This is a genomic window from Blastomonas sp., assembly GCF_030373265.1.
Taxonomy (GTDB): Bacteria; Pseudomonadota; Alphaproteobacteria; order Sphingomonadales; family Sphingomonadaceae; genus Blastomonas.
In genome coordinates this window covers 44,882-70,437 of record NZ_JAUCZC010000011.1, presented here as the reverse complement: position 1 = coordinate 70,437, position 25,556 = coordinate 44,882, and the positions used below count along the sequence as shown (strand labels likewise).

At 64.7% G+C, this 25,556-nt stretch carries 22 protein-coding genes and 1 tRNA gene; 8 read left to right on the top strand and 15 right to left on the bottom strand.

Features of this window, described 5'->3' with window-relative positions; all coding sequences use genetic code 11:
- Nucleotides 1–3: 3 nt before the first annotated feature.
- Both QUV11_RS08575 and purC read right to left on the bottom strand, forming a co-directional pair.
- Entirely contained in the window at nt 4–3,030 is a 3,027-nt protein-coding gene (locus QUV11_RS08575; RefSeq protein ID WP_300881634.1) for a pitrilysin family protein, read from the bottom strand.
- A 100-nt stretch (nt 3,031–3,130) separates the two neighbouring features.
- Complete coding sequence (gene purC, locus QUV11_RS08570; protein WP_300881632.1) at nt 3,131–3,910, bottom strand: phosphoribosylaminoimidazolesuccinocarboxamide synthase; 780 nt, start codon at nt 3,908–3,910, stop codon at nt 3,131–3,133.
- 190 nt (nt 3,911–4,100) lie between these two features.
- Between purC and QUV11_RS08565 the strand changes: the two genes are divergently transcribed.
- The 3 genes from QUV11_RS08565 (at nt 4,101) to QUV11_RS08555 (ending at nt 9,076) form a co-directional block, all read left to right on the top strand.
- Nucleotides 4,101–4,871 carry a crotonase/enoyl-CoA hydratase family protein gene (locus QUV11_RS08565; RefSeq protein ID WP_300881630.1) on the top strand — a complete coding sequence of 257 codons (771 nt, stop codon included), beginning with the start codon at nt 4,101–4,103 and terminating at the stop codon, nt 4,869–4,871.
- An 83-nt stretch (nt 4,872–4,954) separates the two neighbouring features.
- Entirely contained in the window at nt 4,955–7,258 is a 2,304-nt protein-coding gene (gene parC / locus QUV11_RS08560; protein ID WP_300881628.1) for a DNA topoisomerase IV subunit A, read from the top strand.
- 78 nt (nt 7,259–7,336) lie between these two features.
- The gene (locus QUV11_RS08555) at nt 7,337–9,076 is read left to right on the top strand and encodes a bifunctional diguanylate cyclase/phosphodiesterase (RefSeq protein ID WP_300881626.1); all 1,740 of its coding nucleotides are present in this window, start codon (nt 7,337–7,339) and stop codon (nt 9,074–9,076) included.
- On the opposite strand, the gene QUV11_RS08550 is transcribed toward QUV11_RS08555, so the two are convergent.
- Genes QUV11_RS08550 through QUV11_RS08535 form a run of 4 tightly spaced genes read right to left on the bottom strand, consistent with a single transcriptional unit; the run spans nt 9,077 to nt 12,029 of the window.
- Nucleotides 9,077–10,270, bottom strand: a complete 1,194-nt coding sequence (locus QUV11_RS08550; protein WP_300881624.1) for a CCA tRNA nucleotidyltransferase — start codon at nt 10,268–10,270, stop codon at nt 9,077–9,079.
- The gene (locus QUV11_RS08545) at nt 10,267–10,863 is read right to left on the bottom strand and encodes a CoA pyrophosphatase (protein WP_300881622.1); all 597 of its coding nucleotides are present in this window, start codon (nt 10,861–10,863) and stop codon (nt 10,267–10,269) included. The genes QUV11_RS08550 and QUV11_RS08545 overlap by 4 nt, the downstream gene beginning before the upstream one ends.
- Complete coding sequence (locus QUV11_RS08540) at nt 10,860–11,450, bottom strand: DUF1285 domain-containing protein (protein WP_300881621.1); 591 nt, start codon at nt 11,448–11,450, stop codon at nt 10,860–10,862. Before QUV11_RS08540 ends, QUV11_RS08545 begins: the two co-directional genes overlap by 4 nt.
- Nucleotides 11,451–11,510: 60 nt before the next feature.
- The gene (locus QUV11_RS08535) at nt 11,511–12,029 is read right to left on the bottom strand and encodes a GNAT family N-acetyltransferase (RefSeq protein WP_300881619.1); all 519 of its coding nucleotides are present in this window, start codon (nt 12,027–12,029) and stop codon (nt 11,511–11,513) included.
- Nucleotides 12,030–12,186: 157 nt separating this feature from the next.
- Between QUV11_RS08535 and QUV11_RS08530 the strand changes: the two genes are divergently transcribed.
- Nucleotides 12,187–12,978 (top strand): DUF1499 domain-containing protein, encoded by a 792-nt coding sequence (locus QUV11_RS08530; RefSeq protein WP_300881617.1) that lies wholly within the window; start codon nt 12,187–12,189, stop codon nt 12,976–12,978.
- A 22-nt stretch (nt 12,979–13,000) separates the two neighbouring features.
- On the opposite strand, the gene QUV11_RS08525 is transcribed toward QUV11_RS08530, so the two are convergent.
- Nucleotides 13,001–13,441, bottom strand: coding sequence for a PaaI family thioesterase (locus QUV11_RS08525; protein ID WP_300881615.1), 441 nt, complete (start codon nt 13,439–13,441; stop codon nt 13,001–13,003).
- Between the two features lie 139 nt (nt 13,442–13,580).
- Here QUV11_RS08525 and QUV11_RS08520 point away from each other — a divergent pair, with 139 nt between their 5' ends.
- Nucleotides 13,581–14,156, top strand: a complete 576-nt coding sequence (locus QUV11_RS08520) for a superoxide dismutase family protein (RefSeq protein WP_300881613.1) — start codon at nt 13,581–13,583, stop codon at nt 14,154–14,156.
- 6 nt (nt 14,157–14,162) lie between these two features.
- Here the strand turns inward: QUV11_RS08520 and QUV11_RS08515 are convergent, their stop codons facing one another.
- The 4 genes from QUV11_RS08515 to QUV11_RS08500 all read right to left on the bottom strand — a co-directional run bounded on the left by QUV11_RS08515 (nt 14,163) and on the right by QUV11_RS08500 (nt 17,400).
- Nucleotides 14,163–14,963: a hypothetical protein gene (locus QUV11_RS08515; RefSeq protein WP_300881611.1), complete on the bottom strand. Its 801-nt coding sequence runs from the start codon at nt 14,961–14,963 to the stop codon at nt 14,163–14,165.
- Nucleotides 14,964–15,018: 55 nt separating this feature from the next.
- Nucleotides 15,019–15,094 (bottom strand) — tRNA-Thr (locus QUV11_RS08510).
- 32 nt (nt 15,095–15,126) lie between these two features.
- A complete protein-coding gene (locus QUV11_RS08505) occupies nt 15,127–16,020 on the bottom strand; it encodes a hypothetical protein (protein ID WP_300881609.1) in 894 nt (297 codons plus the stop codon).
- A gap of 3 nt (nt 16,021–16,023) precedes the next feature.
- Nucleotides 16,024–17,400: a serine hydrolase gene (locus tag QUV11_RS08500; RefSeq protein ID WP_300881607.1), complete on the bottom strand. Its 1,377-nt coding sequence runs from the start codon at nt 17,398–17,400 to the stop codon at nt 16,024–16,026.
- Between the two features lie 45 nt (nt 17,401–17,445).
- Here QUV11_RS08500 and QUV11_RS17190 point away from each other — a divergent pair, with 45 nt between their 5' ends.
- The gene (locus QUV11_RS17190; RefSeq protein WP_367279849.1) at nt 17,446–17,733 is read left to right on the top strand and encodes a BrnT family toxin; all 288 of its coding nucleotides are present in this window, start codon (nt 17,446–17,448) and stop codon (nt 17,731–17,733) included.
- On the top strand, nt 17,690–18,013 hold the full coding sequence (locus QUV11_RS08495) for a hypothetical protein (RefSeq protein WP_300881605.1): 324 nt from the start codon (nt 17,690–17,692) through the stop codon (nt 18,011–18,013). The genes QUV11_RS17190 and QUV11_RS08495 overlap by 44 nt, the downstream gene beginning before the upstream one ends.
- Here the strand turns inward: QUV11_RS08495 and QUV11_RS08490 are convergent.
- Nucleotides 18,010–19,320, bottom strand: a complete 1,311-nt coding sequence (locus tag QUV11_RS08490) for a replication-associated recombination protein A (RefSeq protein ID WP_300881603.1) — start codon at nt 19,318–19,320, stop codon at nt 18,010–18,012. The genes QUV11_RS08495 and QUV11_RS08490 overlap by 4 nt on opposite strands.
- 131 nt (nt 19,321–19,451) lie before the next feature.
- On the opposite strand from QUV11_RS08490, the gene QUV11_RS08485 reads away from it, so the two are divergent.
- Nucleotides 19,452–20,102, top strand: a complete 651-nt coding sequence (locus QUV11_RS08485; RefSeq protein ID WP_367279848.1) for a PadR family transcriptional regulator — start codon at nt 19,452–19,454, stop codon at nt 20,100–20,102.
- A gap of 140 nt (nt 20,103–20,242) precedes the next feature.
- Here QUV11_RS08485 and putA read toward each other — a convergent pair whose 3' ends face one another.
- The 3 genes from putA to QUV11_RS08470 all read right to left on the bottom strand — a co-directional run bounded on the left by putA (nt 20,243) and on the right by QUV11_RS08470 (nt 25,436).
- Nucleotides 20,243–23,728 (bottom strand): bifunctional proline dehydrogenase/L-glutamate gamma-semialdehyde dehydrogenase PutA, encoded by a 3,486-nt coding sequence (gene putA, locus QUV11_RS08480; protein ID WP_300881601.1) that lies wholly within the window; start codon nt 23,726–23,728, stop codon nt 20,243–20,245.
- Nucleotides 23,729–23,946: 218 nt separating this feature from the next.
- A complete protein-coding gene (locus QUV11_RS08475) occupies nt 23,947–25,146 on the bottom strand; it encodes an aminotransferase class I/II-fold pyridoxal phosphate-dependent enzyme (RefSeq protein WP_300881599.1) in 1,200 nt (399 codons plus the stop codon).
- A gap of 47 nt (nt 25,147–25,193) precedes the next feature.
- The gene (locus QUV11_RS08470; RefSeq protein WP_300881597.1) at nt 25,194–25,436 is read right to left on the bottom strand and encodes an acyl carrier protein; all 243 of its coding nucleotides are present in this window, start codon (nt 25,434–25,436) and stop codon (nt 25,194–25,196) included.
- Nucleotides 25,437–25,556: the final 120 nt, after the last annotated feature.

The following is a 25,556-nucleotide window of genomic DNA, read 5'->3' as shown; positions in this document are numbered from 1 at the left end:
GGGTCAGCGCGGCGCCGAATGGGTGGTGATCGGGGCGGGGGCTGACGCCAGCTGTCCCGGGTCCGCTTTCTCGTCATAAAGCGACTGCACGAGCACCGCCCGCTCGGGGGGAAGATAGGTCCGCGCCAGATCAAGCAGATCGTCCGCGCTCACCGTGCCGAAAGCGGTGCCGCCGCTGCGGAACCTGTCCAGCTTGGCGGGCTTGGTTTGCGCGGCATCGACGATGCCCAGCCATGCCGTGTTGTCCTTCACCGAATTGGCAATCGTTTCCAGGATCGGCGTGCGCGCGCGCGCGAGCTCGTCGGCCGCGATCGGCGAGGGCGGGGCAGCGGCACCCGCCACGGGTACAGGTGCGGAAAGCTCTGCTGCGATCTGCCGTATGGCATCGGCCACGCGCTCGACATCGGCCGAAGCCACGTTGGTGCTGATCTGGATATAGCCATAGCCGGGGTAGATCGACGAGGTGAACGAGCGCGCCACCGGCGAATAGCTTGCGCCGAGCTTTTCGCGCAGCTCGTCGGTCACCTTGATCTGCAGCAGCCCGGCAAGCAGCCGCAACCGCACGTCCTGGCGATAATCGCGATCATCGGTGGTCGGCCAATAGAATTCGACGATGGCCTGATCGGCCTCGCCCTTGTGGTGCAGCACGCGGGGACTGCGGTTGTCGGTAAAGCGGCGCGCGCGCGCTTCGTCATAGTCGCGGAACTCCGCCTCGCGCTCGGGCAGCGCACCGAAGGTAGCAGCAACCGCAGCGATTGCTTCGTCTTCATCGAAATCACCTACCAGCCCGATTTCAATGGCGCCATGCTGCAACCGGTCATCGATCGTGGCTCTGAGATCATCGAAGGTCAGTTTCTCGAACACTGCGCGGTCGGCGAGCGAGAAGCGCGGATCGTTGTCCGACAGGATCGCGCCGATATGGCTGCCGATCGCCGCTTCGGGCGTGGCATTGAGCCGGGCGTAGAAATTGGGGAGGTAGCTGCGGTACTGGTTGACCGCCTCGCTGCGATAGCCCGGGTGCCGGGTGAACGCCGTGAGAACCTGCATCTGCAGCTTCAGGTCGTCGGGCGTGGTTGCCAGATAGCCACCCAGATAATCTTCGCCCGACCCGAAGCTGAGCCCGACCGCGCGACCGGCGAAGATCGAATAGAGATCATCGAGGCTATGCGCCTCCAGGCCGCCGCGCACGAAGATGTTCATCAGGCTGGTGGCTTCGGGATTGTCGCGCGAGGCAAGCAGGTCGCCGCCGTCGATGCGCAGCGAGACCAGCACGCGATTCTTGTCGAAATCGGTTTTCTTGAGGTTCAGCCGGACGTTGTTGGCAAAGCGGATGGTGCGGATGCCCAGATCCCCGATCGCCTTGTCCTGCGCGACCGTGCCCGGCGTGCCGAAATCTTGATAGGCAAAAGCCTGCGCAGCGCGCGCCTTGGGCCTGTCGACCCTGGCTTTGCGGGCGTCGGCAAAGGCGGTGCGGATCGCGCGAGCGCCGCCTGCGGGGTCAACCTTGGTGGACAGATGGATCAGCGGTTTGTCCAGTGGGCCGAAGTCTTCGCGGATCGCCTTGCGCAGCATCTTGGTCGTCAGGCTGTCGCGCAGCGCGATGAAGCGCTCAAGCTGGCTTTCGGGGGTCGTGGCGATCATGCCATCCTTGGCCATCGTCAGGATCTGGTCCGCGAGCTGGTCGTTGTCCCGAGTTTCCTGGCCGAGCACCGCATTTTCATAGCCGGTGGTAAAGTTGGCCAGCTGCTCGGCAAGCTCCGAGTCGGTAAAACCATAGCGAAGCGCCGCGCGGACCTCCCGCTCGGCGGCGGCAAGACCCCGCTGCCACTCGCCATCGCGCGTCGCGACATTGAGCACCGATTGGTTGGCAATCTTGTAGACATCAGACCGACCGATCGAGGCGCCGACGAACGGAGCGTTCTCCTGTCGTGCGATCCTCCCCAGCCTGCGGCCGACAATGTTGTAGCCGATCGCCCGGGTCAGCTTCGCACGGCGGGCCGCCCGGCTGTCGCGTTCCTCGACATAGGGCGAAAAGCGCACCACCGTGGCCACCTCGTCGATCGCAGGGTGCGCAAAGATATTGGCCTCATCGGTCCGCGCGACGTCGATCTGGCCGAGAGGAACATCGGGTGCCTCGCCCTGTTTGGCCTGCCAGTTGCCAAAGCCGGCGATGATCTTGGCCTCGATTGCGGCGACATCGATGTCGCCCACGATCACCAGAGTGGTCCGGCCAGGGGTGTAATAGCGGTCATAGAAGCTGCGGAACCGCTCGGCTGGCGCGGTTTCGATGACCTGCCGGTCACCGATCGGCGACCGGGTCGCCAGCCGGGTGTCAGGCACCGAAAATGCAAACAGCGATTCGCGGTTGCGCTGCGCATAGTTGGCGCGAGTGCGCAATTCGGACAGGATCACGCCGCGTTCGCGCTCGATCGCCTGGGGATCGAAGCTGATCTCGCTCGCGGTCTCGCGCAGCAGGTACAGGGCCGTGTCGATCGTCTCAGCGTGAACGTTGGGCAGATCGAGCGTGTAGCCGGTCTGGTCATAGCTGGTGAAGGCGTTGGTGTCCGCGCCGAATGCCAGCCCGAGCCGCTCGAGAATCTTCACCATCTCGCCTTCGGGCACGTTGGTGGTGCCGTTGAACGCCATGTGCTCGATGAAATGGGCAAGGCCGCGCTCATCCTCGGCCTCAGCGGTGGAGCCGACGCCGATCAGCATCCGCATGACTGCGGTGCCCGGGGGTGTTGCGTTCTTGCGGATGGCGTAGCGCATGCCGTTGGGCAGAACGCCAAAGCGGATCGCGGGATCCGGCGTCAGGTCGCTGGCAGCATAGTCCCATGCGGCGGCGATCGCGGCTTCATCGCGCGGCAGTGCCGAAACGGCAGCGTCAGCCTGTTCGGGTCTGGCAGACGGCGGCGGCGGGGTATCGGGATCGGCAAACGCGGTAGCCGGACTCAGCGCGATAGCGGCAGCGGCCAGCCAGGCCAGCAGCGATCGTCCCGTTCGATATGAAAGCCTCTCGCCTCGATCCATCTCCGCCCGCTTGTTGCTTGCTTGAGCGGAAAATGTTGCATGGGCGCAAGGCCCACGCAAGATGACGGAAACGTAAAGCTGTCAGGGCGCCGTCCGGCGCTTATTTGCCCTTGCGGCGGCGGTGGCTGTCAAGGTCGAGAACCTCGTTGTCGCCGCCTTCGTTGAGCAGCCCGAGACGCCGTGCAACTTCCTGATAGGCTTCGACTTCACCGCCCAGATCACGCCGGAACCGGTCCTTGTCGAGCTTCTCGCCGGTCTCGATGTCCCACAGACGGCAGCCATCGGGGCTGATCTCGTCGGCCAGGATGATGCGCGAGAAATCGCCATCGAACTGGCGGCCGAATTCGAGCTTGAAGTCGATCAGGCGGATGCCGATCGCGGCGAACATGCCGCACATGAAATCGTTGATGCGGATCGCCATCGACGAGATGTCCTGCATCTCTTCCTGCGTCGCCCAGCCGAAGCAGGCGATATGCTCTTCGGCGACCAGCGGATCGCCCAGCGCATCGTCCTTGTAGCAATATTCGATCAGGGTGTGCGGCAGCGGCTGGCCTTCTTCCAGACCCAGCCGGGTGCAGATCGATCCCGCTGCGACATTGCGCACGATCACTTCGATCGGCACGATCTCGACCTGGCGGATCAACTGCTCGCGCATGTTCAGGCGGCGGATGAAGTGCGTCGGGATGCCGATATGCGCGAGGCGCGTGAACACATATTCGCTGATGCGGTTGTTGATCACGCCCTTGCCGTTGATCGTGCCCTTTTTCTGGGCGTTGAACGCGGTGGCATCGTCCTTGAAGTACTGGATCAGCGTGCCGGGCTCGGGTCCTTCATAGAGGATCTTGGCCTTGCCTTCGTAAATCTGGCGGCGGCGGGTCATGGGCACTGGTCTCCGATAAAATGCATGACGCCCCGGTGCGGCGGCCAAAGCGCGCAGTGCCGGGGCGTAGTTCAGCGCCCCTATAGCCGCTTGCCGCCCCCCGTGCAATTGTGCTGTCTGATCGGACAATCTGGTTACCGCATCGCACACCTTGCATGGTATCATTGCAGTCAAACCGATGGGGCATGCCATGGATATGAACGTCAAGATCGACCACAAACAGGCGGTGGCGATTGTCACCATCAGCCGTCCCAGCCGGCGCAACGCAGTCGATGCCGCGACCGCGCAGCAGCTTCACGATGCCTTTGCCGCGATCGACGCCGATGACAGCGTCCATGTCGCCATCCTGCACGGCGCAGGCGGGCATTTCTGTGCAGGCGCGGACCTCAAGGCGCTCAGCGAGGGCGACAAAAGGCCGGTCACCGACGCTGGCATGGGTCCGATGGGTCCGACGCGGATGCAGATGGGCAAGCCTGTCATCGCCGCGATCGAGGGCTATGCCGTGGCCGGCGGCATGGAGCTGGCGCTGTGGTGCGATATGCGGGTGATGGCGGAAACCGCGCGCATGGGCGTGTTCTGTCGCCGCTTCGGTGTGCCTCTGGTGGATATGGGCACCATCCGGCTGCCGCGCCTGATCGGCCAGTCGCGGGCGATGGACCTGCTGCTCACCGGCCGCGAGATCGGCGCTGCCGAGGCGCAGGAAATGGGGCTCGCCAACCGCGTCGCACGGCACGGCGGCGCGCTGGAACTGGCGGTCGAACTGGCCACGCAGATCGCAGCCTTTCCGCAAGCCTGTCTGCGCAATGACCGCGCGAGCGCGCTGGCGCAATGGTCGCTGGATGAGGCCGACGCCATCGCGCTCGAGGCCCGGCTGGGCCGCGCGACGATCACCAGCGGCGAAACGCTCGAAGGCGCGGGCCGCTTTGTCAGCGGCAAGGGGCGGCACGGGACGTTTGGCTGAAGGCGGCCCAGCGCGCATTTTTCCCCAGAAAACCCGGGTCCCCCTCTCGCTTTGCCGCATCCGCGCTGCTAGGCGGCTGAGATATGGCTAAAGACGCGAGCGCCGGGTCTGGCGACGACCTTCCGGAAATCGAGAACACGTCGTTCGACCGCGCGCTGTCGGAGCGGTATCTCGTCTATGCGCTCTCGACGATCACCGCGCGCTCGCTGCCCGACTTGCGCGATGGCCTGAAGCCCGTCCACCGCCGCCTGCTCTGGGCGATGCGGCAGTTGAAGCTCGATCCGGCCAGCAGCTACAAGAAAAGCGCGCGCGTCGTCGGCGATGTGATCGGCAAATACCACCCGCACGGCGATGCGTCGGTCTATGATGCGATGGTGCGGCTCGCGCAGGATTTCGTGCTGCGTTATCCTCTGGTCGACGGCCAGGGCAATTTCGGCAATGTCGATGGCGATAACGCGGCGGCCTATCGCTATACCGAAGCGCGGCTGACCCGCACCGCGATCGAGCTGATGGCCGGGCTCGACGAGGGCACCGTCACCTTCAAGCCGACCTATAACGGCGAGGAGGAAGAGCCCGAAATCTTCCCGGGCCTGTTCCCCAACCTGCTCGCCAATGGCGCCAGCGGGATTGCGGTGGGGATGGCGACATCGATCCCTTCGCACAATGTTGCCGAGGTGATCGCCGCGGCGGACATGCTGATCGATGATCCCGAAACGACGCATGAGCAGATCATGCAGGTGTTTCTCGGGCCCGATTTTGCCACCGGCGGTCTGCTGGTCGACAATGCCGAGACGATTTCCCAGGCCTATCGCACCGGGCGCGGGGCGTTCCGGCTGCGCGCGCGCTACTCGACCGGCAAGGATGACCAGGGGAACTGGGAGCCGCATGGCATCGAGAAGTTGCCTGGCGGCACCTGGCAATTGGTGCTCAGCGAAATTCCCTATCAGGTGCAGAAGGGCAAGCTGATCGAGCAGATCGCGACCTTGATCGCCGACAAGAAGCTGCCGATCCTGGCCGATATTCGCGACGAATCGGACGAGACGATCCGCATCGTGCTCGAGCCCCGCAGCCGCAATGTCGATCCCGAGGTGCTCAAGGACAGCCTGTATAGGCTGACCGATCTCGAAATCCGCTTCCCGCTCAACCTCAACGTGCTCGACGAAACGCGCACCCCCGGGGTAATGGGGATCAAGCCGCTGCTCGAATCCTGGCTGCGGCACCAGATCCTGATCCTCACCAACCGCAGCCGCCACCGGCTCGACAAGATCGCGGCGCGGCTGGAGCTGCTGCGCGGCTATATCATCGCCTATCTCAACCTCGACCGGGTGATCGAGATCATCCGCACCATGGACGAGCCCAAGCCGGTGATGATGGCGGAGTTCGAACTGACCGACCGGCAGGCCGAGGCGATCCTCAACATGCGGCTGCGCTCGTTGCGCAAGCTCGAGGAAATGGAACTGAGGCGCGAACACGATGCGCTGGTCAAGGAGGCCGAGGGGCTGGAAAAGCTGCTCGCCGATCCGAAGCTGCAGAAGAAGCGGCTGAAGAAGGATCTTGCGACCCTGCGCGCGCTGTACTCCGAAAACACCGTGTTGGGTCGCCGTCGCACCGATCTGCGCGAAGCGGCGCCTGCGCGCGAAATCCCGCTCGAGGCGATGATCGAGCGCGAGCCGGTGACGGTGATCCTGTCGCGGCGCGGCTGGATCAAGGCGATGAAGGGCCATGCCGACCTGGCTGTGCCCGAGATCACCAAGTTCAAGGAAGGCGATGGCCCGGCTTTCGCCTTCCATTCCCAATCGACCGACAAATTGCTGATCGCGCTCGACAATGGCCGCTTCTACACCTTGGGCGCGCAGAATCTGCCCGGCGCGCGCGGTTTTGGCGAGCCGGTGCGCAACATGCTCGACATGGAAAACGAGGCGCAGATCATCGCGGTGATGCCTTATGATCCGACGGGCAAGCTTCTGCTAGCCGCCTCCAACGGCCGCGGTTTCCTGGCCGAAATGGCCGAGCTTATCGCCGAGACCCGCAAGGGGCGGCAGGTGGTCAACCTGAAGGCAGGCGTCCGGCTGAGCGTGATCCGCATCGTGCCCGCCAGTTGCGACCATGTCGCGGTGGTGGGCGAGAACCGCAAGCTGGTCGTGTTCCCGATCAGCGAACTGCCGGTCATGGCGCGCGGGCAGGGGGTGCAGCTTCAGCGCTACCGCGACGGTTCACTCTCCGATGCCACGACCTTCCGTCTCGAAGAGGGCCTCAGCTGGACGATGGGTGGCGACAGTGGCCGCACGCGCACCGAAAAGGACATGGGACTGTGGCGCGTTGCGCGCGGCGCGGCGGGGCGGCTGCCGCCCAACGGCTTCCCGCGCAACAACCGGTTCGATGGCTAGAAAAATCCCAAAGAATTCTGACGGTTTTTTGTAGACGTTTAAGTTAATTTTACATTTTCACGGCTACGCCCGGGGGATATGGCCAGTCCCACCCCGCCTCCCAAAGTCCGCGCTTCGTCGGTGCCCGATCCCACCCGATCGGGCGGTGCGTCTGGCCAACACCCTGGCTTTGCGGCCGTGCTCGATCCGCTACCCATCCCCGCAGCGGTGGTGACTCGCGCGGATGAGGTGCCTCTGGTCGTGCTGGCCAACCCTGCCTTTATCGAGCGCCAGTTGATGCCGGGGGACGCTTGCGAACTGGATCGCAAGCTCTTGGCCGAGCTGATTTCGGTGGCCAGCCGCAATGACAGCGGCAAAGCCCGCCGCCCGTGGACCTCGGTCGATCCAGTCAAGACCCGGCGCTATGATGTCACCGCCGCGCGGATCGAGTTGGCGGGTCTTGAATGGCCGCATTTCCTTGTCAGCCTGATCGATCGCACCAGCGAGATCGAAACCCATGACAGCTTTCGCCGCGAAACGATGCGCGACAGCCTGACCGGGCTTCCCAACCGTGCCGGCTTTGAAGACATCGTCGAGACGCGCCTGGCGGAGCAGGGCACGGATGGGCGGCCGGCCGCGCCCGGGTTTGCCATCATCACGCTCGATATCGCCCGGTTCAGCCAGATCAACGAATGCGCCGGCGGCGTGGTGGGCGACGAGCTGATCATCACCGTGGCGCGCCGCCTGATGGGGCGGGTGCGCAAGACGGATGTCATCGCGCGGATCGGCGGCGACGAATTTGCGGTGTTCGTGCCGCTGCGCGGGACCAACGAGCGCGAGCTGTCGCGGATCATCACCCGTATCCGCGACATCTTCGTCAATCCCTATCGATTGTCCGATCTGGAAATCCAGATCGACGGCGCGATCGGTATTGCGCTCAGCAAGCCGGGTCTGAGCGATTGCGCCAACTACATCCGCCAGTCGCAGATCGCGCTCAAGCGCGCCAAGCGAACGCGTCAGGCGGAAATCTACACTCCCGAGGAGCTCGACAAAGCGCGCCGCCGCTTCACGCTGGAGACCGAACTGCGCAAGGCGATCGAGCTCGATCGGCTCGAGCTGTATTTCCAGCCGCTGATCGACATGAGCAACGGCTTCGTCACCGGGTTCGAGGCGCTCGCCCGCTGGAAGGACCCCGATTACGGCATGATCTCGCCGGTCGAGTTCATTCCCGTGGCCGAGGAATGCGGGCTGATTGTGCCGCTGGGTCGCTGGGCGCTCGACCGGGCGTGCAAGGTGCTCAACGAATGGGACGCGCGGGCCGGCGAGGTGCTGCCGATCAAGGTCAGCGTCAACGTGTCCGCCGCCCAGTTCGCGCGCGACGATATTCCCAACATGGTGGCCAGCATCTTGCGCGCCAACAAGACCCGCCCCGAGCGGCTGTGCCTCGAGCTGACCGAATCGGTCGTCGTCAGCGATCCTGCCCGCGCTGCCAAGGTGATGAGCGCGCTGCGCGCGCTCAACGTCTCGCTGGCGATGGACGATTTCGGGACCGGTTATTCCAACCTCGCCTATCTGCAGCAACTGCCGATCGACGTGCTCAAGATCGACCGCAGCTTCGTCACGCATATGCTCAAGGAGCGCGACAAGGTCGCGATCGTCCGCGCCATTCTGTCGCTGGCGAGCGCGCTGGGAATGGAAACCACCGCCGAAGGCATCGAGACGCTGGAAATCGCGCAGACGCTGGCGGCTTTGGGCTGCTCGTTCGGTCAAGGCTATTTCTATTCGCGCCCCGTTCCCGCCGATGAGGCCTACGATTATATGATCACCCGGATGGGCTGATCACCGGCCTGCGACCTCGGTCGCGATGGCCCGGATCCGCGCAACATCCGGAAAATCCTCGGCGATCCAGCGCCGCCGCGTCTCGCCCAGCACCCGTGCGACATCGGGGCCAGCATGGATTCCCAGCGCCAGGATATCGCGCCCGCCCAACGGAAAATCGGGAACGCTCCAGCCCGTGAGGCTCTGCCATCCGTCGGACAGCGCATCATCCGGTCCGCGCAGCAACAGCCATGAAGCGACGATGTCGGCGGGCTGGACGCTCGCTGCCACCTGCCGAGGCGATCCGTCGCGCGGCCAGGGTGTGGCAAAGCGCGACAGGATCCCGCGCTGTGCCTTGGACAGCCGCAATCGCGCCGCAACCGTTTCGGCGATCTGAGGGTCGATCGGCAGCAAGGCGGCGAGGCGCAGCAGGGGATCGGCTGCCGCCCCGACCTGGGCTTCGCGTGCCAGCAGCGATTCGAGCGTCGCCAGCCCATCGGGCACCATCTCGGGCAGGATCACCCGCCAGATGCCGGCGTCTTCCATCAGCCGAGCCGCGTCGACAGGCGATACCCCGCCAAGCAGCAGCAGCAGTTCTCGGGCAATCCGCTCGCGCGAAAGGGCCTTCAACCGGTCGGCGTGGTGGGCACAGGCGGCGATTGCCGCAGCGTCCGGCGCGCCGCCGAACCGGGCATGAAAGCGAAAATAGCGCAGGATCCGCAGATGATCTTCGAGGATCCGGGCATCGGCATCGCCGATGAAACGCACCAGCCGGACCGCCAGATCGTCCTCGCCGCCGAAATAATCGGTGACCTCCAGCGTCCGCGGATCAGCGAACAGCGCGTTGATGGTGAAATCGCGCCGCGCTGCATCCTCGCGCCAGTCGTCGGTAAAAGCGACCTCGGCATGGCGGCCATCGGTGGTGACGTCGCGGCGCAGCGTCGTGATCTCGACCGGCCCTTGCGGCAGCACCGCCGTTACCGTGCCATGCTCGATCCCGGTCGGCACCGCCCGGATGCCTGCCGCCTCCAGACGGGCGATGACCGCGTCGGGCAACAACCGCGTCGCGATGTCGATATCGGCTGCCTCGACATCCAGCAGCGCATCGCGCACCGCGCCGCCGACATAGCGGCACTGGTCGCCAAGCGGATCGAGCGCCGCCATCATCGCGGCGAGATCCGGGCGCTGTGTCCAGCCCGCACTGATCCGGGTCATGCCATCACGCCTTCCAGCCGGCGCGACAGATTTGCGATAATGCCCGCGGTCACGCCCCAGATGCGGCGGCGGCCCCACATGATCTCGATATAGCGGCGCTCGGCGCCTTTCCAGTGGGTGGTTAGGTGAACATGGTTGGCAGGGTCGAGCACGAAGGCCAGGGGCACCTCGAACCAGTCGGCAACTTCCCCGGGATTGGGGGTATAGCTCAAGTCCGGCGGGATGACTGCCAGCACCGGGGTAATGGCAAAGCCGCTGCCGCTGCGATACATGTCGGCTGTGCCGATGACCCGGACATGATGCGCGGCTAGCCCCAGTTCCTCGTCCGCTTCGCGCAGCGCCGCCGCCACGGCATTCTCGTCGCCTGGGTCGATCTTGCCGCCGGGAAAGGCGATCTGGCCAGGATGGCTGCGCAGATAATCTGGCCGCTGGGTGAGGATGACTCCAGGCTGGGGCCGATCGGTCACCGCGATCAGCACCGCTGCCGGGGTGTGGGTGCCGCCATCGGGATCGATATGCCGCTCGTCCTCGCCTGAAAATCCGCTGTCGGCACTGGCCGCGAGCGCGCCTGCCAGCCTGTCGAACAGGCTCATTCCGGCGCAATCCGGTCCAGCCGGAAGCAGGCGCCATCGCTCCATATCGGAAGACCGGCGGCCTCGCTGGCCCCTTCGGGCTGGTCGGCCAGCGCCAGTTCGATCAGGTCGTAATAGGCCTGGCGCTCTATCCGCGCCTCCAGCCCACGCCACAGCCCCAGATAGGGGCGGGGTTCCTCGACGCTGCCGCGCAGCACCAGCGGGCGGTCGGGGCCGCAGACCACCAGCTCATCGGTGTTGAGCCGGAACGCCAGCCGCCGCTGTTCGCCGCTGCCTTCGGACTTGACCTCGACCGCCAGCAGAGGCGCGTCCTCGACCTCGATCCACTGTTTGTCGAACGGTGTGACAAGTGCGTAGCGCCCGTCGTCCTCGCGCCGCAGCACGCTGGCGAACACTCGCACCATTGCCGGCCGCGAGATCAGCCCGCCCTGGTGGTACCAGCGACCATCTGCGGCGATCCGCATATGGCTCTCGCTTTCGGCCTTGGGCGACCATTGCTCGACGGGGGGAAGCTTGCGCGCAGCGACCAGTCCGGCAATCTCGGCCAGCGACAGGTCCTGCATCTCGGGGGGAGGATCATATGGCATTGCTGGACCAGATAAGCATGACAGGCGCGTGATGCAAAGCCTCGCGCCTGCATTGGCCGATCAGGTGAGCCGCCAGGGGCCAAGCACACCGCGCGCGGGCATCACCGAATCGGGCCGTGCCAGCGCGAGCAGACGGTGCTGTTCATAAGGGCCAGGCAGCGACCAGCCGCCGGTGCGTTCTGCGCTGAAGCCGAAACGGGTGCCGTAATATTCGGGATCGCCGAGCAGTACGAGCGGCATTTTTTCGCCCACGCCCATCGCGCCGAAAACGGCAGCCATCAATGCGCGGCCGATGCCTTGGTCCTGATGATCGGGGGCGACCCCGACCGGGCCGACCAGGATCATAGGATAGGCCAGGCCGTCGGGATCGGTCAGCGCAGCGGGCCAGCACTGGATGGTGCCGACGAGATATCCGTCGCCATCGACCGCGGCAAAGCTGAGCGCGGGGAGCGGCTCAAGCCCTTCGCGCACGCGATAGATGGTGCGCCCGGCACGGTCCGCCCCGAAAACCTGATCGAGAAGGTCGTCGACCCAGGCTTCGTCGACCTGATCCAGCGGGATGATAGTGAATTCGGTCATGGGTCCAGACGGATTAGCAAGAGGTCACAGAGCTTGCGCCCTTAGGCAGGTGCCTCCGCCAAGTCGAGAGCGATTTCCCGCCGGCGCGCGCGCGGCCTAATCGATTTGCCAAACCGCCGCGGCTTTCCTATGTGTCATACGGCAACGGGGGGACCGCATGGAAGGCATTGAAAAACCGCACGGATCGATCTGGCTGGCACGGTTGTGCCTGTTGCTGGGGGCAGGTGCGGTGATCATGGCGCTGGTCGGCGCGATCGGAGCAGGACAGGACTGGTGGGGCAAGCTCGACGGGCTCAGCTTCGTGAGCGCCGCTGCGGTCGTGGCGCTGCTGGGCTTCGTCCTGTCGCTGATTGTGCTTCTGCTGTATCGCAAGAAGGGGCGTGCGATCCGCAATCTCACCGTAACGGCGCTGGTGTGCTCGCTCGCATACCTCGCGTTCATCGGATATTGGGTCAACGTCGGCATGAACGTGCCGCAAATCCACGATATCACCACGGATCTGGACAATCCCCCGGAATTTCAGGTTCTCAAGCTGCGTCCGGATGACTTTGCCGATGTCCCGGGACGCGGGGATCCGAAATATGCCGGCATGGATGCCATCGAACGCTGGAAGCTGCTGCACAGCAAGGCCTATGGCGATATCCGCACGATCACGCTGGCCCTCCCCGTCGACAAGGTGGTGGCGCTCGCCGAACAGGTCGCGCTCGAACGCGGCTGGGAAATTGCCGCATCCAGGCCTGAAGACGGTCGGTTGGAGGCGATCGACACGGTTTCACTGTTTCGATTCAAGGATGACGTGGTGGTCCGGGTCCAGCCAGGTCCGAGCGGGCTTACCAGCCAGGTCGACGTTCGCTCCGTGTCGCGGGTGGGGCGCAGTGATCTGGGTGTGAACGCCAAACGCATTCGCGGTTTCCTCAAGGACCTGCAGGCCGCAGCCCCCAAATCCTGACGGGGTACCGGCGCACAGTGGGCTAGGCGCCCGCAACCGCCTTGCTCGAGGCTTGCTCGATCCGGATGCGGTCTGCCAGCATCAGTGTCGAGCTCGCCTTGGCCAGCACCTTGCCGCCAGAATCGAGCAACTGTCCCTCGAAGAAGCAGGTGCTTCTCCCGCGACGTTCGACCCAGGCCTTGGCGATGACGAGGCCTGGCCTGGCAGGCGCGAAAAAGCTCACCTTGAGTTCCAGCGACATCGGCACGACATCGGGACCGCTCATGGCCATGGCGGCATGGGCCATCGCGGCATCGATCCATCCGGTGACAAAGCCGCCCTGCACGACACCGCCCGAATGGCACATATGCTGCCCGGCCTGATACTCGATCGTGGCACGCCCTTCGGAATGCAATTCGACGACCCGGATCAGGCCCATCGTGGCGTTAAGGTCTGACGCGGCAGGAGAGGGGCTGTTGGTCATGGGGCTCCGGTTCGTGTAGGCCTGAAGGATACCAGCCAACTGCCAAAACCATGGCGTGTCAAACACTCAATGTCCGGCCCGCCGGGGAACCATGCTTTGACTGCCTGGTATTTGTATAACCAATACAGGAGCCTGTGTCATGATCCCCGTCCGTCTTTCCCTTTGTGCATCCGCACTGGCATGCGCGTTGACGCTGAGCGCCTGCGGCAGTGATGCCCCCACTGCCGAGCCGGTTGAACCCATCGCCGATAGTACCGCCGCCGTTCCCGCCGTCCCCCAGATGGCAACGGCCAGCCTCAAAACTGCCGACGGTCGCGATGTCGGCATGGTCACCGCGACGGAAATGGAAGACGGCATCAACATCTCGGTTTCCGCAACAGGGCTGGAGCCGGGCGATCGTGGTATCCATGTCCACGCCACGGGAAAATGCGACGGACCCAAGTTCGAGACAGCGGGCGGTCACTGGAACCCGGTCGGAACCAAGCACGGCCTGAGCAACCCGCAGGGTGCACATTCCGGCGACATGCCCAATCTGACCGTGGCCAGCGACGGCACCGGCAAGATGGAATACATGATCCGTGACGCCGGTCTTGCCGAGATGCTCGATGCCGATGGCGCCGCGCTGGTGATCCATGCCGAGGCCGATGATCAGATGACCGACCCTGCCGGCGACAGTGGCGACCGGATGGCCTGTGGGGTGTTCGGACGGAACTGAACCGGGTCAGCGTTGGCGATTGGTGTAATCGATCCGGATTCGCACCCACTCGCCGACCTTGGACAGCCCGCCGACGCGCGGCGGTCTGACCCGGAACTGCCAGGCTGCCGCCATCACGGCACGGCCTATGCCTGATCCGGGCGGAGATTCGGCAAGCTGGACGCAGTCCTCGACACGAAAATCGGCAACGGTGCGGCAAGCGATCAGCGCCCAGCCGGGGCCGGTTGCCGTCGATAGATATCCGGATAACTCGTCAGGATAGGGCTCGCGATACCAGGCTGCAGCATAAAGCGGCTCGCCATTGGGTGCGGAGCCGACGCGCTCGCTATCGCCGGGAACGCCCTTGTCGGCCGGACCATAGACCCGGCCCGGATTGGCCTTCGGCTTTGCCACCTGCGGCGAGGCTTTCGGCGGGGCAGGTTGGGCCGATGGCATCGGCACGACCGCAGGCGGCACGGGTGATGGCTGGGTGGCGGTAACCGGGCTGGGCACCTCGCTCGGCGCCGCCTCGGTCTCCTGCGGTTCGGGTGATTGCGCGGCGTCCTGCGACGGGGCAGGGCTTTCTTCTTCGACAGGCTCTTCGGACGGTTCTTCGCTGACGCCGAACACGGTGAGCGTCTGGTCATCCACCCGCGACGCCGGCGGTGCGATCGACAGCGACAGCAGCACCAGAATGATCAGGATTTCGGCGAGCAATGCAAAAAGAAAGCCGCCGGTTCGCTCGCCCATCCTCGAACGCAGCCAGGCCCGTACACGGCCATGCCACGCAACGGTATCAGCAGGGAATTCGGTCCGGGGTATTTCCATCAGCGGGCTAGCTCTTGTACCTTTGCGGCCCCCCAGCCCCTGATCTTCACACTTATGGTGCCGCTTGTCGGAATCGAACCAACGACCTACCGCTTACAAGGCGGTTGCTCTACCAGCTGAGCTAAAGCGGCGCTAAAGGCGCGTTTGCGCCGCGTCCAATGCTCTATTTGACACCAAAGGTCCAGCCTTCAGTGACGCGGGTCGTCTCATCGAGCATCGTCGGGTTCCAGTAGCTGTGCCAGAGTCCTTCGTCGCGTGCGGCATGTCGCAGCCAGGCCGCCGTCATCAGGGCATCGGTGCTGTGGTCGTCATGCGCCAGCAACGGCGCCGGGGGCGGCGCGCCAAGCTGCCCCAGCGCCTGGTGCAAGCCGTCGGCATCGCGCACCTTGCTGCGCGACAGGCCTCGTCCGGCGGCCCGCGCGGCAATGCTGGTATAGATTTCCACGATGACCGGCCCCGTTTCGGGGACCGGATCGAACGGCCAGACGGGGATTCGCCCGGCCAACCGGTGCAGCAGGCGCATCCCCGTAAGGCTCGATTTGCCGACCTGGGCCGCGCCGACCAGATTGAAGCAGCTCGCGCTGTTCGCCTGGCCGGTCAGGCGCTGATGGCGCTCGACCGCGCGCAACCTGCCGGTGCCCGCCAGTCCGAACCTGTCCCCGGTATCACCCTTACCGTGCCGGAAATATCGCCGCGCCTGATCGTGGCGGACGAAACTGCCGACACCCAGATGCTCGTCCTCGGCGCAGATCTGGTCGACCAGCGCCCAAAGGTCGCGCGCATTCGCCGGGCTTTCGGACCATCCGGGAAAGTAGCTGCCAGCATCGACAAAGGGAAAGGTCGGCGAAAGATCCATCCCGATCAGCATATCCGTTCCGGCTTGCGCATGCTCGACAAGCCAGTCGAGCGCGGCACCACGCGACCAGCCGCCATGGGGGCGCAGCAACACCGGACGCGCGTCGTCGTCCGCGTCGATGGTCGCAAGCGCCAACCCCTTGGGCCGCGCCACCGCCTGGCCGGACCAGTCGAAACAGGCATAATGCTGGAAACGGCGCATCGCTCAGCGGATCAGCTTGAGCACCTCGGCGGTGAATTTGGCGATGTCGAACGGATCGCCTGCGCTGTCATAGCCGCGGCGCACGATCACCAGATCGCGGCTGGGGATGATCACCAGATGCTGGCCGCGATTGCCCAGTGCCGCAAAGGCATCGGCAGGAGCGCCCTCGCTCTTGTTCATCAGCCAGAAGCTTGCGCCATAGCCGAACGGGTTGCCCTCAGGCTGCGGGCCGCTGGGCGTGGTGACATAATCGCGCCAGCCTTCGGGCAGCACGCGTGTGCCACCCCATGTGCCATCGTTCAGATACAGCAGGCCCATCCGCGCCATGTCGCGCGCGGTGGTCCACACCTGGCTCGAAAGGATGTAATTGCCCTGCCAGTCGGTCTCGGCCCAGGTGCGGGTCATTCCCAGCGCGTCGAACATCTGGTGCGGGTGGATCTCCGGTGCGGCATCGCGCGCGGCGAAGGTCGCGAGCAGGATATCGTTGTTTGAATAGCGAAAACTCGCCCCGGGCTGGTGCAGCATTAGCCATAACGTCGTCCACTGGCGCACATCGCCCGCGGCCATGTAGACCGCATCGGTGCGGTTGCCGGCGGTATCACTGACCAGGCCGCTGCCCATGCGCAGCAGATGATCGACGGTGATCGCGCGGCGCGGATCGCCCTCGACATTCCACTCGCGCACCGGCCGATCGGGAATGGCAAAGCCCTTCTGGCGGACATAGCCGACATATGTCCCCGCAATCGATTTGGCGACCGACCATGTCCGCTGCGCGGTGTGCATGTCGTGGCCGGGCTTATAGCGCTCCTGCACGATGCGGCCCTTGTGGACGATGACGACACCACTGGTCTTCCCGCCAAACGCTTTCGCGTCGAACGTGCTCTCCACCAGCGTGTCGAACGGCGTGATCATCATGATCCGCGGATCGCTGGCGTTGGAATCGCCCATCGGCCAGTTTGCCGCATCTGCACTGCCTGGCTGTGCGCGCTCGAGCGATTCGGCGGGCAGGCGGCGGCCATCATTGGTCCATGCGATCGGCATCGCAGTGCATCCCGTCACCGGATTGTGCCGGGCGACGCGCGGCGGCATGTCGTCGGCAAAGGCGACGCTCACCTGATGCGCGGGCTCGTCGATATCCGCCTTCAACGTCGGCATGATCGCGGCGATGTGCGGATAGATGCCGGTCAACTCGTCGGCCTCGATATCGGCAAGCGTCTTGTTGCCGTTCCACAGCCCCGAACACACGAACTGCGCCTTGTACCCCGCCGCCTGCGCGCGATCCATGCGGGTGGGTTCGGGGGTTGGCGCTGGCTGGGCGAGGGCGGGCGTGGCGATAAACGCAAAAGCGGCAGCGAGCAGCAGGCGAGGCTTGAAAGGCATGGGGTGCGGTTGCAAGATGATGTCTCCAGGTGGGGCGCGCCTATCATGCAGTTTGAATGGGACGAAGCCAAGCGATTGGCGAATTTGGCAAAGCATGGGCTCGATTTTGAGGACGTTGGAAGTGTCTGGGACAGGGATCTTTTCGATGTTGCTGGCACTCGAATCGCGGGAGATGAACTTCGCATTCTCGCGCTAGGGGTCATGGGGGATGACGCGGAAGTCATCGCCGTGGTATATACCGTGCGTGCGAGCAGGATCAGGCTGATCAGTCTAAGGCGAGCAAACAGGTATGAACGACAAGTTTTCAGATCGCGTTTCGGCTATGGGCGATGATCCGTCGCAAACCGATTGGGCGCGCCTGCGTGCCATGACCGATGACGATATCGAAGCGGCGATCGAGGCTGATGATGGCACTTTTGCGTTGACGCCCGATGATCTGCAGGCTGATGGCCCTGGCTTCAAGTTCGCATTGGGCGACGACAACCTGTGGCACTGGCGGTTTTATGCCGACAGCGGCAAGTTGATGGCCCAAAGTGGTATCGGCTACCCCAACACGTTGGATGCGATCGCTGCCGCCGACGAGTTTCGCAGCATCATCGCCAAAGCCGCCTAGCCCTTTCCTTTCCGCAAGTCCTCCCAATGTCGCATCCGTTCCGCGATGCGCGCCTCGTACCCTCGCTCGACCGGCTGGTAGAAACGCTGCGCCGCCATCTCCTCAGGCCAGTAGTCCGCGCCCGAAAAGCCCTCGGCCTGGTCGTGGTCGTAGGCATAGCCCTTGCCATAGCCGATGTCCTTCATCAGCTTGGTCGGCGCATTGAGGATGTTGGGCGGCGGCATCAAAGATCCGGTGGCGCGCGCGCTTTTCCACGCGGCCTTCTGCGCGGCGTAGATCGCGTTCGATTTGGGCGCGGTGGCGCAATACAGGCAGGCCTGCACGATCGCCAGTTCGCCCTCGGGGGAACCCAGGAACGCATAGGCGTCCTTGGCGGCAAGGCATTGTACCAGCGCCTGCGGATCGGCCATGCCGATGTCCTCGCTGGCAAACCGCGTGATCCGGCGCAGCACGTAGAGCGGCTCTTCGCCCGCGACGAGCATCCGCGCGAGATAATAGAGCGAGGCTTGGGGGTCGGACCCGCGCATCGCCTTGTGCAGCGCCGAGATCAGGTTGTAATGCCCCTCGCGGTCCTTGTCGTACACCGGCATCCGGCGGTGGAGCAGCGCGGCGAGCCCCGCCGGATCGAGCGGCGCATCGATCCTCACCGTCAGCAATGTCTCGACCTGGTTGAGCAGGAAGCGTCCGTCGCCATCGGCCGAGGCGATCAGCGCTGCGCGGGCATCGTCGGTCAGCGGCAGCGAGCGTCCGGTCAGCGCTTCGGCGCGCGCGATCAGTTCGCCCAGAGCAGCCTCGTCCAGCCGCCGCAGGATCAGCACCTGGCTGCGGCTGAGCAATGCGGCGTTGAGCTCGAACGAGGGGTTCTCCGTCGTCGCGCCGACCAGCACCACCGTTCCGCGCTCGACAAAGGGAAGAAAGCCATCCTGCTGCGCGCGGTTGAATCGGTGGATCTCGTCCACGAACAGCAGCGTGCGCTGGCCCGCGCCAGCCATCTTCTCGGCTTCGGCAAAGGCTTTCTTGAGATCGGCGACGCCTGAGAACACCGCCGAGATCGCGACGAAGCGCATGCCTGTCGCCTCGCCCAGCAGCCGCGCCATGCTGGTCTTGCCGGTGCCGGGCGGTCCCCACAGGATCATCGAGGACAGTTTGCCCGCTGCCACCATCCGCCCGATCGCGCCTTCGGGGCCGGTGAGGTGATCCTGGCCGATGATCTCGCCAAGGTTCGCCGGGCGCAACCGGTCGGCCAGCGGCGCATCTGCGGCAGGGGCGGGTATCAGATCGGGCGCGGTATCGAAAAGGTCACTCATCAAAATCACGCTAGCGGCTGCCACCTGCAGGGGGAAGGGGATGAAAAATGCACCCGTCGCACAAACCGCTCTTGCCAAACAGCATCTAAGATATATCTTAGTGCTATCGAGATACATAGGAGATAGAGTCGATGAGTATGCGTTTCAAAATGGGCGGTGGCCCGCGGGGCGGTGGCAACCCGTTTATCGCGATGAGCTTTGGTGGTCGCGGTGGCCGTGGCTGGGGCGGTGACTGGGACATGGGCAACTGGGGCTTCGACGGCGGTGGCCGGGGTGGTCGCGGCGGCGGCGGCGGCGGCGGGCGCGGTGGTCGTGGACGGCGCCGGATGTTCGACAGCGGAGAGCTGCGCATCGTGCTGCTTGCGCTGATCGAGAAGGAGCCGCGCCATGGCTATGACCTGATCAAGGCCATCGAGGAGATGACCGGCGGCGATTATGCCCCGAGCCCCGGCGTGGTTTATCCCACGCTCAGCCTGCTAGAAGACACCGGGCTGATCGCGTCGGTCGAGACCGAAGGCGCGCGCAAGGCGTTCCGGATCACCGCTACCGGCATCGCCGAGCTGACGGAGAAGCGCGACGAGGCCGATGCGCTGCTGGCGCGGCTATCCGATGCGGGCGAGGAGCGCGAACAGCGCGCCGGTGGTCCGCAGATCGGCCGCGCGGTCGGCAACCTGATGGCTGCGATGGCGCATCGCCTGGCAAGCGGGGAGACCGACGCCGAATTCAAGCACCGGGTCGCCGAAATCCTCGACGAAGCCGCGCAGAAGATCGAGCGGCTCTAAGTCTCTCCCCTCCCGCTGGCGGGAGGGGCAGGTCCGGCTTGCCGGACCGGGGTGGGCTGGGAGCACAATTGGCAGCTCAGGCCCACCCCGGCTTCGCCTTTGGCTCAGCCACCCCTCCCGCAAGCGGTAGGGGAGATTTTTTAAGCCAGCAGCGAGACGTTCCCGCCCGCCGCCGTCGTGTCGATGCAGACGTGCCGCTCGTGCACGCAACGCTGGGCGAAATACTCTTCGGTGAACAGCGGGATGATGGCCCCATCGCGTTCGGCCAGCGCCTTGCGGATGGCACGCTGGTCGTCGGTGGTGCTCCACGCCGCCACCGCGTCGAAGCCGGATATCTCCGCCAGATCTGCGCGTTCGACATAGCCGTCGATGGTGTTGGGTCCCCTGGCTCCGGGAACCACGATCAGCGCCGCACAGCCTTCAGACCGGGCAATCTCGGCCTGTCGCACCGCAGCCTCGATCGTCGGGCCCAGGCACAGCACGGTGCCGCGCGCATACGCCGAAAGCACGTTCGATTCGCCCGTCGGTCCGGGCATCTCCATGCTGTCCAGAGGCAGCTCGGTGACGCGCGGCAGCGCGGCCAACCCAGCCTCGACCTCGCTGCGCGCCGCAATCCGGGTCAGCGGCGGGAGGTCGTGTTGCGGGCCCGTGGCGGCGGCAAAGCGCGGCAGATAGCGTGGTCCGCCGGCCTTGGGACCGGTGCCCGACAGGCCTTCGCCACCAAAGGGCTGCGCGCCGACCACGGCGCCGATCTGGTTGCGGTTGACGTACATGTTGCCCGCATGGACGCGTGCGGTGACGTGATCGACCCGGCCATTGATGCGGGTCTGCAGCCCGAAGGTCAGCCCATAGCCGCGCGCGTTGATCCGATCGATCAGCGTGTCGATCTCGCCGGCCTCGAAGGTGGCGATGTGCAGCACCGGGCCGAAGATTTCCTCCGCCAGATCGTCGATGCCGTTCACGGCGATTGCCGCGGGGCCTATGAACCAGCCGTTTTCGGGTGCATCGAGCTGCTTGAGCAACCGGCCCTCGCGCCGCGCGGCTGCGATATGGTCGGCGATCTTTTCGCGCGCCGCCGGATCGATCACCGGACCGACGTCATTGGCCAGCCACCACGGATCCCCCAGGCTCAGCGCATCCATCGCGCCGAACAGCATCTCCTTGAGCGATTCGGCGATATCGCGCTGGACATAGAGCATCCGCAGCGCCGAACAGCGCTGTCCGGCGGACTGGAAAGCCGATGCGATGATGTCGCGCACTGCCTGCTCGGGCAATGCGGTCGAATCGACGATCATCGCGTTGATGCCGCCGGTCTCGGCGATCAGCATCGCGTCGGGCGCACACTTGTCCGCCATGTTGCGGTTGATCACCTGCGCGGTGGCGGTCGATCCGGTAAAGCAGGTGCCGGCGATGGCGGCATTGCCGGTCAATGCGGTGCCGATGACCCGGCCTGGCCCGGGAAGCAGTTGCAGCGCCGCATCGGGTACGCCCGCCTGATGCAGCAGGCGGGTGGCAAGATGCGCGATCAGCGGGGTTTGGTCGGCGGGCTTTGCCAACACTGCATTGCCGCGCGCCAGCGCGGCTGCAATCTGGCCGATGAAGATCGCCAGCGGGAAGTTCCACGGCGAGATGCAGGTGATGATACCGCGCGGGGACGCGCCCGGATCGGCCATCGCCTGCACGGCATAATAGCGCAGGAAATCGACCGCCTCGCGCAGTTCGGCAATCGCATCGGGCGGCGATTTGCCAGCCTCGCGCGCCAGCAGCGCGAATATCTCGGCATGATGCTCCTCTAGCAAATCTGCCGCGCGACTGAGGATCGCTGCGCGATCGGTGACCGGCGCGGCCCATACGCGCGCCGCGGCAATCGCGGCGGTGGCCTGCGCCTCGCTGGTGTCGATCACCGTGCCGATCTGCCGATCAGGCTGAGACGGGCTATACACTGCGCGCGGCTCGCAGGTGGCAGAGGTGTCGACCGCAAGGAGGGGCCCCGCCTGCCAACGGCTGTCGGCAAAGGCACCGCGCGCTTCGAGAAACGCGTTGAGATCGGCACGGTTTGCCAGATCCCAGCCGCGCGAGTTGATCCGCGACGGCGCAAAGATCGCGGCGGGGCGGATGATCTTGCGGTCGGCTTCCTGGCGCCCGGCTTCCAGCTGCTCGAACGGATCCGCCGCGATCGCTTGGGCAGGCACCGCATGGTTGGCAAGCTGGTTGACGAACGATGAGTTCGCGCCGTTTTCGAGCAAGCGGCGGACCAGATAGGCGAGCAGCTCGCGGTGCTTGCCGACAGGCGCATAGATCCGCGAGCGCACCCTTTCGTTGCGCAGCAGCGCATTGTGCAGCGGCTCGCCCATGCCGTGCAGCCGTTGGAATTCGAAGTCGTCGCGGTTACCGGCCATTTCGAGGATCGCCGCGACGCTGTGCGCATTGTGCGTGGCGAATTGGGGGTAGATGCGGTCGGTGAGCTTGAGCAACTGCGCGGCGCAGCAGATGTACGAGATATCGGTTGCCGCCTTGCTGGTGAACACCGGGAAATCAGGCACGCCATCGACCTGCGCGCGCTTGATTTCTGTGTCCCAATAGGCGCCCTTGACGAGGCGGACCATGATCTTGCGGTCGAGCGACTGGGCCAGGCCATAGAGCCAGTCGATCACGAAGCTGGCGCGCTTGCCGAAGGCCTGCACGACCACGCCAAGCCCATCCCAGCCGACAAGCGAGGGATCGTTCATCACCAGCTTGATGATGTCGAGCGACATGCCCAGCCGATAGGCTTCCTCGGCATCGATGTTGAGGCCGATCCGCGCATCGCGTGCGGCGCGGGCGAGCTCGAGCACGCGGTCGGCGAGCGCGGGGACGCATTCGTCGGCCTTGCTCATCTCGTAGCGCGGATACAGCGCGGACAGCTTGATCGACAGGCCCGGATTGGTGCGCATGTCGTCGGTCTTGGCGGCGTTGGCGATGGCGCGGATCGCATCCATGTAGGCTGCAAAATAGCGATCGGCATCGGGGAAGGTCAAAGCCGCTTCACCCAGCATGTCGTAGCTGAAGGTCGCGCCGTCGTCCGCCCATTTGCGCGAGCGCTTGAGCGCCTCGCCCATGTCCTCGCCGAGCACGAACTGGTTGCCCAGCTCCTTCATCGCCCGGCGCACCGCAGCGCGGATCACGGGCTCGCCCAGTCGCTTGATCGCCCCACGCAACGCATCGAGCGGACCCTTGCTGACCGATCCTTCGAGCACCGATTGCGTCATCGACAGCGCAAAGGTGCTGGCGTTGACGAGGCTATGTTCGGATTTGCCGAAATGTTCGCGCCAGTTGGCGGGTGAAATCTTGTCCTCGATCAGGTCGTCGATCGTTTCGGCATCGGGCACGCGCAGCAGCGCCTCGGCCAGTGTCATCAGCGCGAGGCCCTCGTCGGTGGACAAGCCGTATTGGCCAAGGAAGCTTTCCATCAGCGTGGGGCCTGAGGCGGCGCGGACATCCTCGACCACCCGCACGGCGCGGGCACGGATGCGGGCGCGCATGTCGGGCGACGGCGCGTAGTGCGCGATCAGGTAATCGAGCACCGCGCCTTCATCGGCCCGGTGGTGGGCGCGCACGGCATCGCGCAGCGCAAGCAGATCGGTCATGGCAAAAGCCTTGTCTGGGGAGGACTGTTGGAATCGCCCATACAGCAATTCACGGCGTTTTGAAGGGGCGCGATTGGGTATCCGACAATGCGATCACACTGCAATCGCAACCCTCGTCATTCCCGCGAAAGCGGGAATCCCGCTTCTGTGCCCAAGGTCACTCAAAGCGTCACCCCCGCGTGCGCGGGGGTGACGGTGAAAGGTTGCTACAGGCTAAATCAAATCACCCCGACCTGTTTGCCCGCGGCCTCGAAGATGCCCAGGATCTCGGTGACCTGCTCGCTCGAATGCTCGGCGCACAGCGAGCAGCGCAGCAGCGTCATGCCCGCAGGCGTTGCAGGCGGACGCGCGAGATTGACGTAGAGACCGCGGTCGAGCAGCGCTTCCCACATCTGCGCGCCTTTCAGCATATCGGTCATGATCACCGCGATGATGCCGCTTTGCGCCTCGGGTGTGCCGAGCGAGAAGCCCAGATCGCGCAGCCCCTGGTGCAACCGCTTGGAATTCTCCCACAGATGCGCGCGCTTGTTGCCCGCGTGCATCAGCTTGCGGATGCTGGTCGCGGCGGTGGCAACCACCGATGGCGGCAGGCTGGCGGTGAAGACATAGGGGCGGCAGACGAGGCGCAGCACTTCGAACTTGGGATGGTTGGACACACAGAAGCCGCCGACGGTGCCCACCGACTTGCTGAACGTGCCGATGATGAAATCGACATCGTCCATCACGCCCGCCGCTTCGGCGACGCCGCGGCCGTTCTCCCCGATGAAGCCCATCGAATGGGCCTCGTCGACCAGCACCATCGCGCCTGCGGCCTTGGAGATGGCGACCATTTCCTTGAGCGGTGCGATATCCCCCATCATCGAATAGACGCCTTCGAGTATCACCAACTTGCCCGCTTCGGGCGGAAGGCGCTTGAGCCGCTTTTCGAGCGCCTCGACATCATTGTGCCGAAAGGCGACGATCTGGGCGTTGCCGAGGGCGCAGCCGTCATAGATCGAGGCATGGCTGTCGGTGTCGAGGATGATGTAATCCTCCTTGCCCGCCATGGTCGAGATAATGCCCAGGTTCGCCTGATAGCCGGTGGAAAAGACCATCGCGTGGTCCATTCCGTAGAATTCCTTGAGCGCTTCTTCGCAATCGCGGTGCCCGGCATAGGTGCCGTTGAGCACGCGGCTTCCGGTGGTGCCCGACCCGAAGTTTTCGAGCGCGGTTTTCCCCGCCTCGAGCACGTCGGGATCGAAGGTCATGCCCATATAGTTGTAGGTGCCCAGCAGGATCGTTTCCTTGCCGTTGCACATCGCCACGGTGGGCGATTTGACCGATTCCATGACCAGCGCATAAGGATCGCGCACGCCGTGCGAAAGCAGCGCCTCGCGCTCGCCGATCAGGGCGTCGAACTTGGAAAACAGGTCGGTCATGGGGTCAATCTCTGTTGGGGGCAGGCAGGCGAGAGGTGCAGATGGGGTCAGGCGGTGAGTTTTTCCACCGCGGCGACCAATTGGCCGACGGTTTCGATCTCGGCCTGCATGTTCATCGTGATGATGATGTCGAATTCGTCCTCGATCGCTGCGACGAAATCCATCACCGTCAGGCTGTCCCACTCGAGGTCACCGGCAAAGGTGGTGCTATCGGTCAGAGCGACGCCCTTCTTGTTGAACGGTTCGATCTGCGCGGCGATGCGCTCGTAGGTAGCGGTGCTGTCGGTCATAAGGCTCTTTCGTCGATCAATTGTGGGCACCGCCTTGCCCCGCGATTGCGGCACAAACGCGGCAGCATGTGGAAGCCTGAAGGGCAGTGCGGCGGCGCTTGTCAAGCATGTCACGACTAT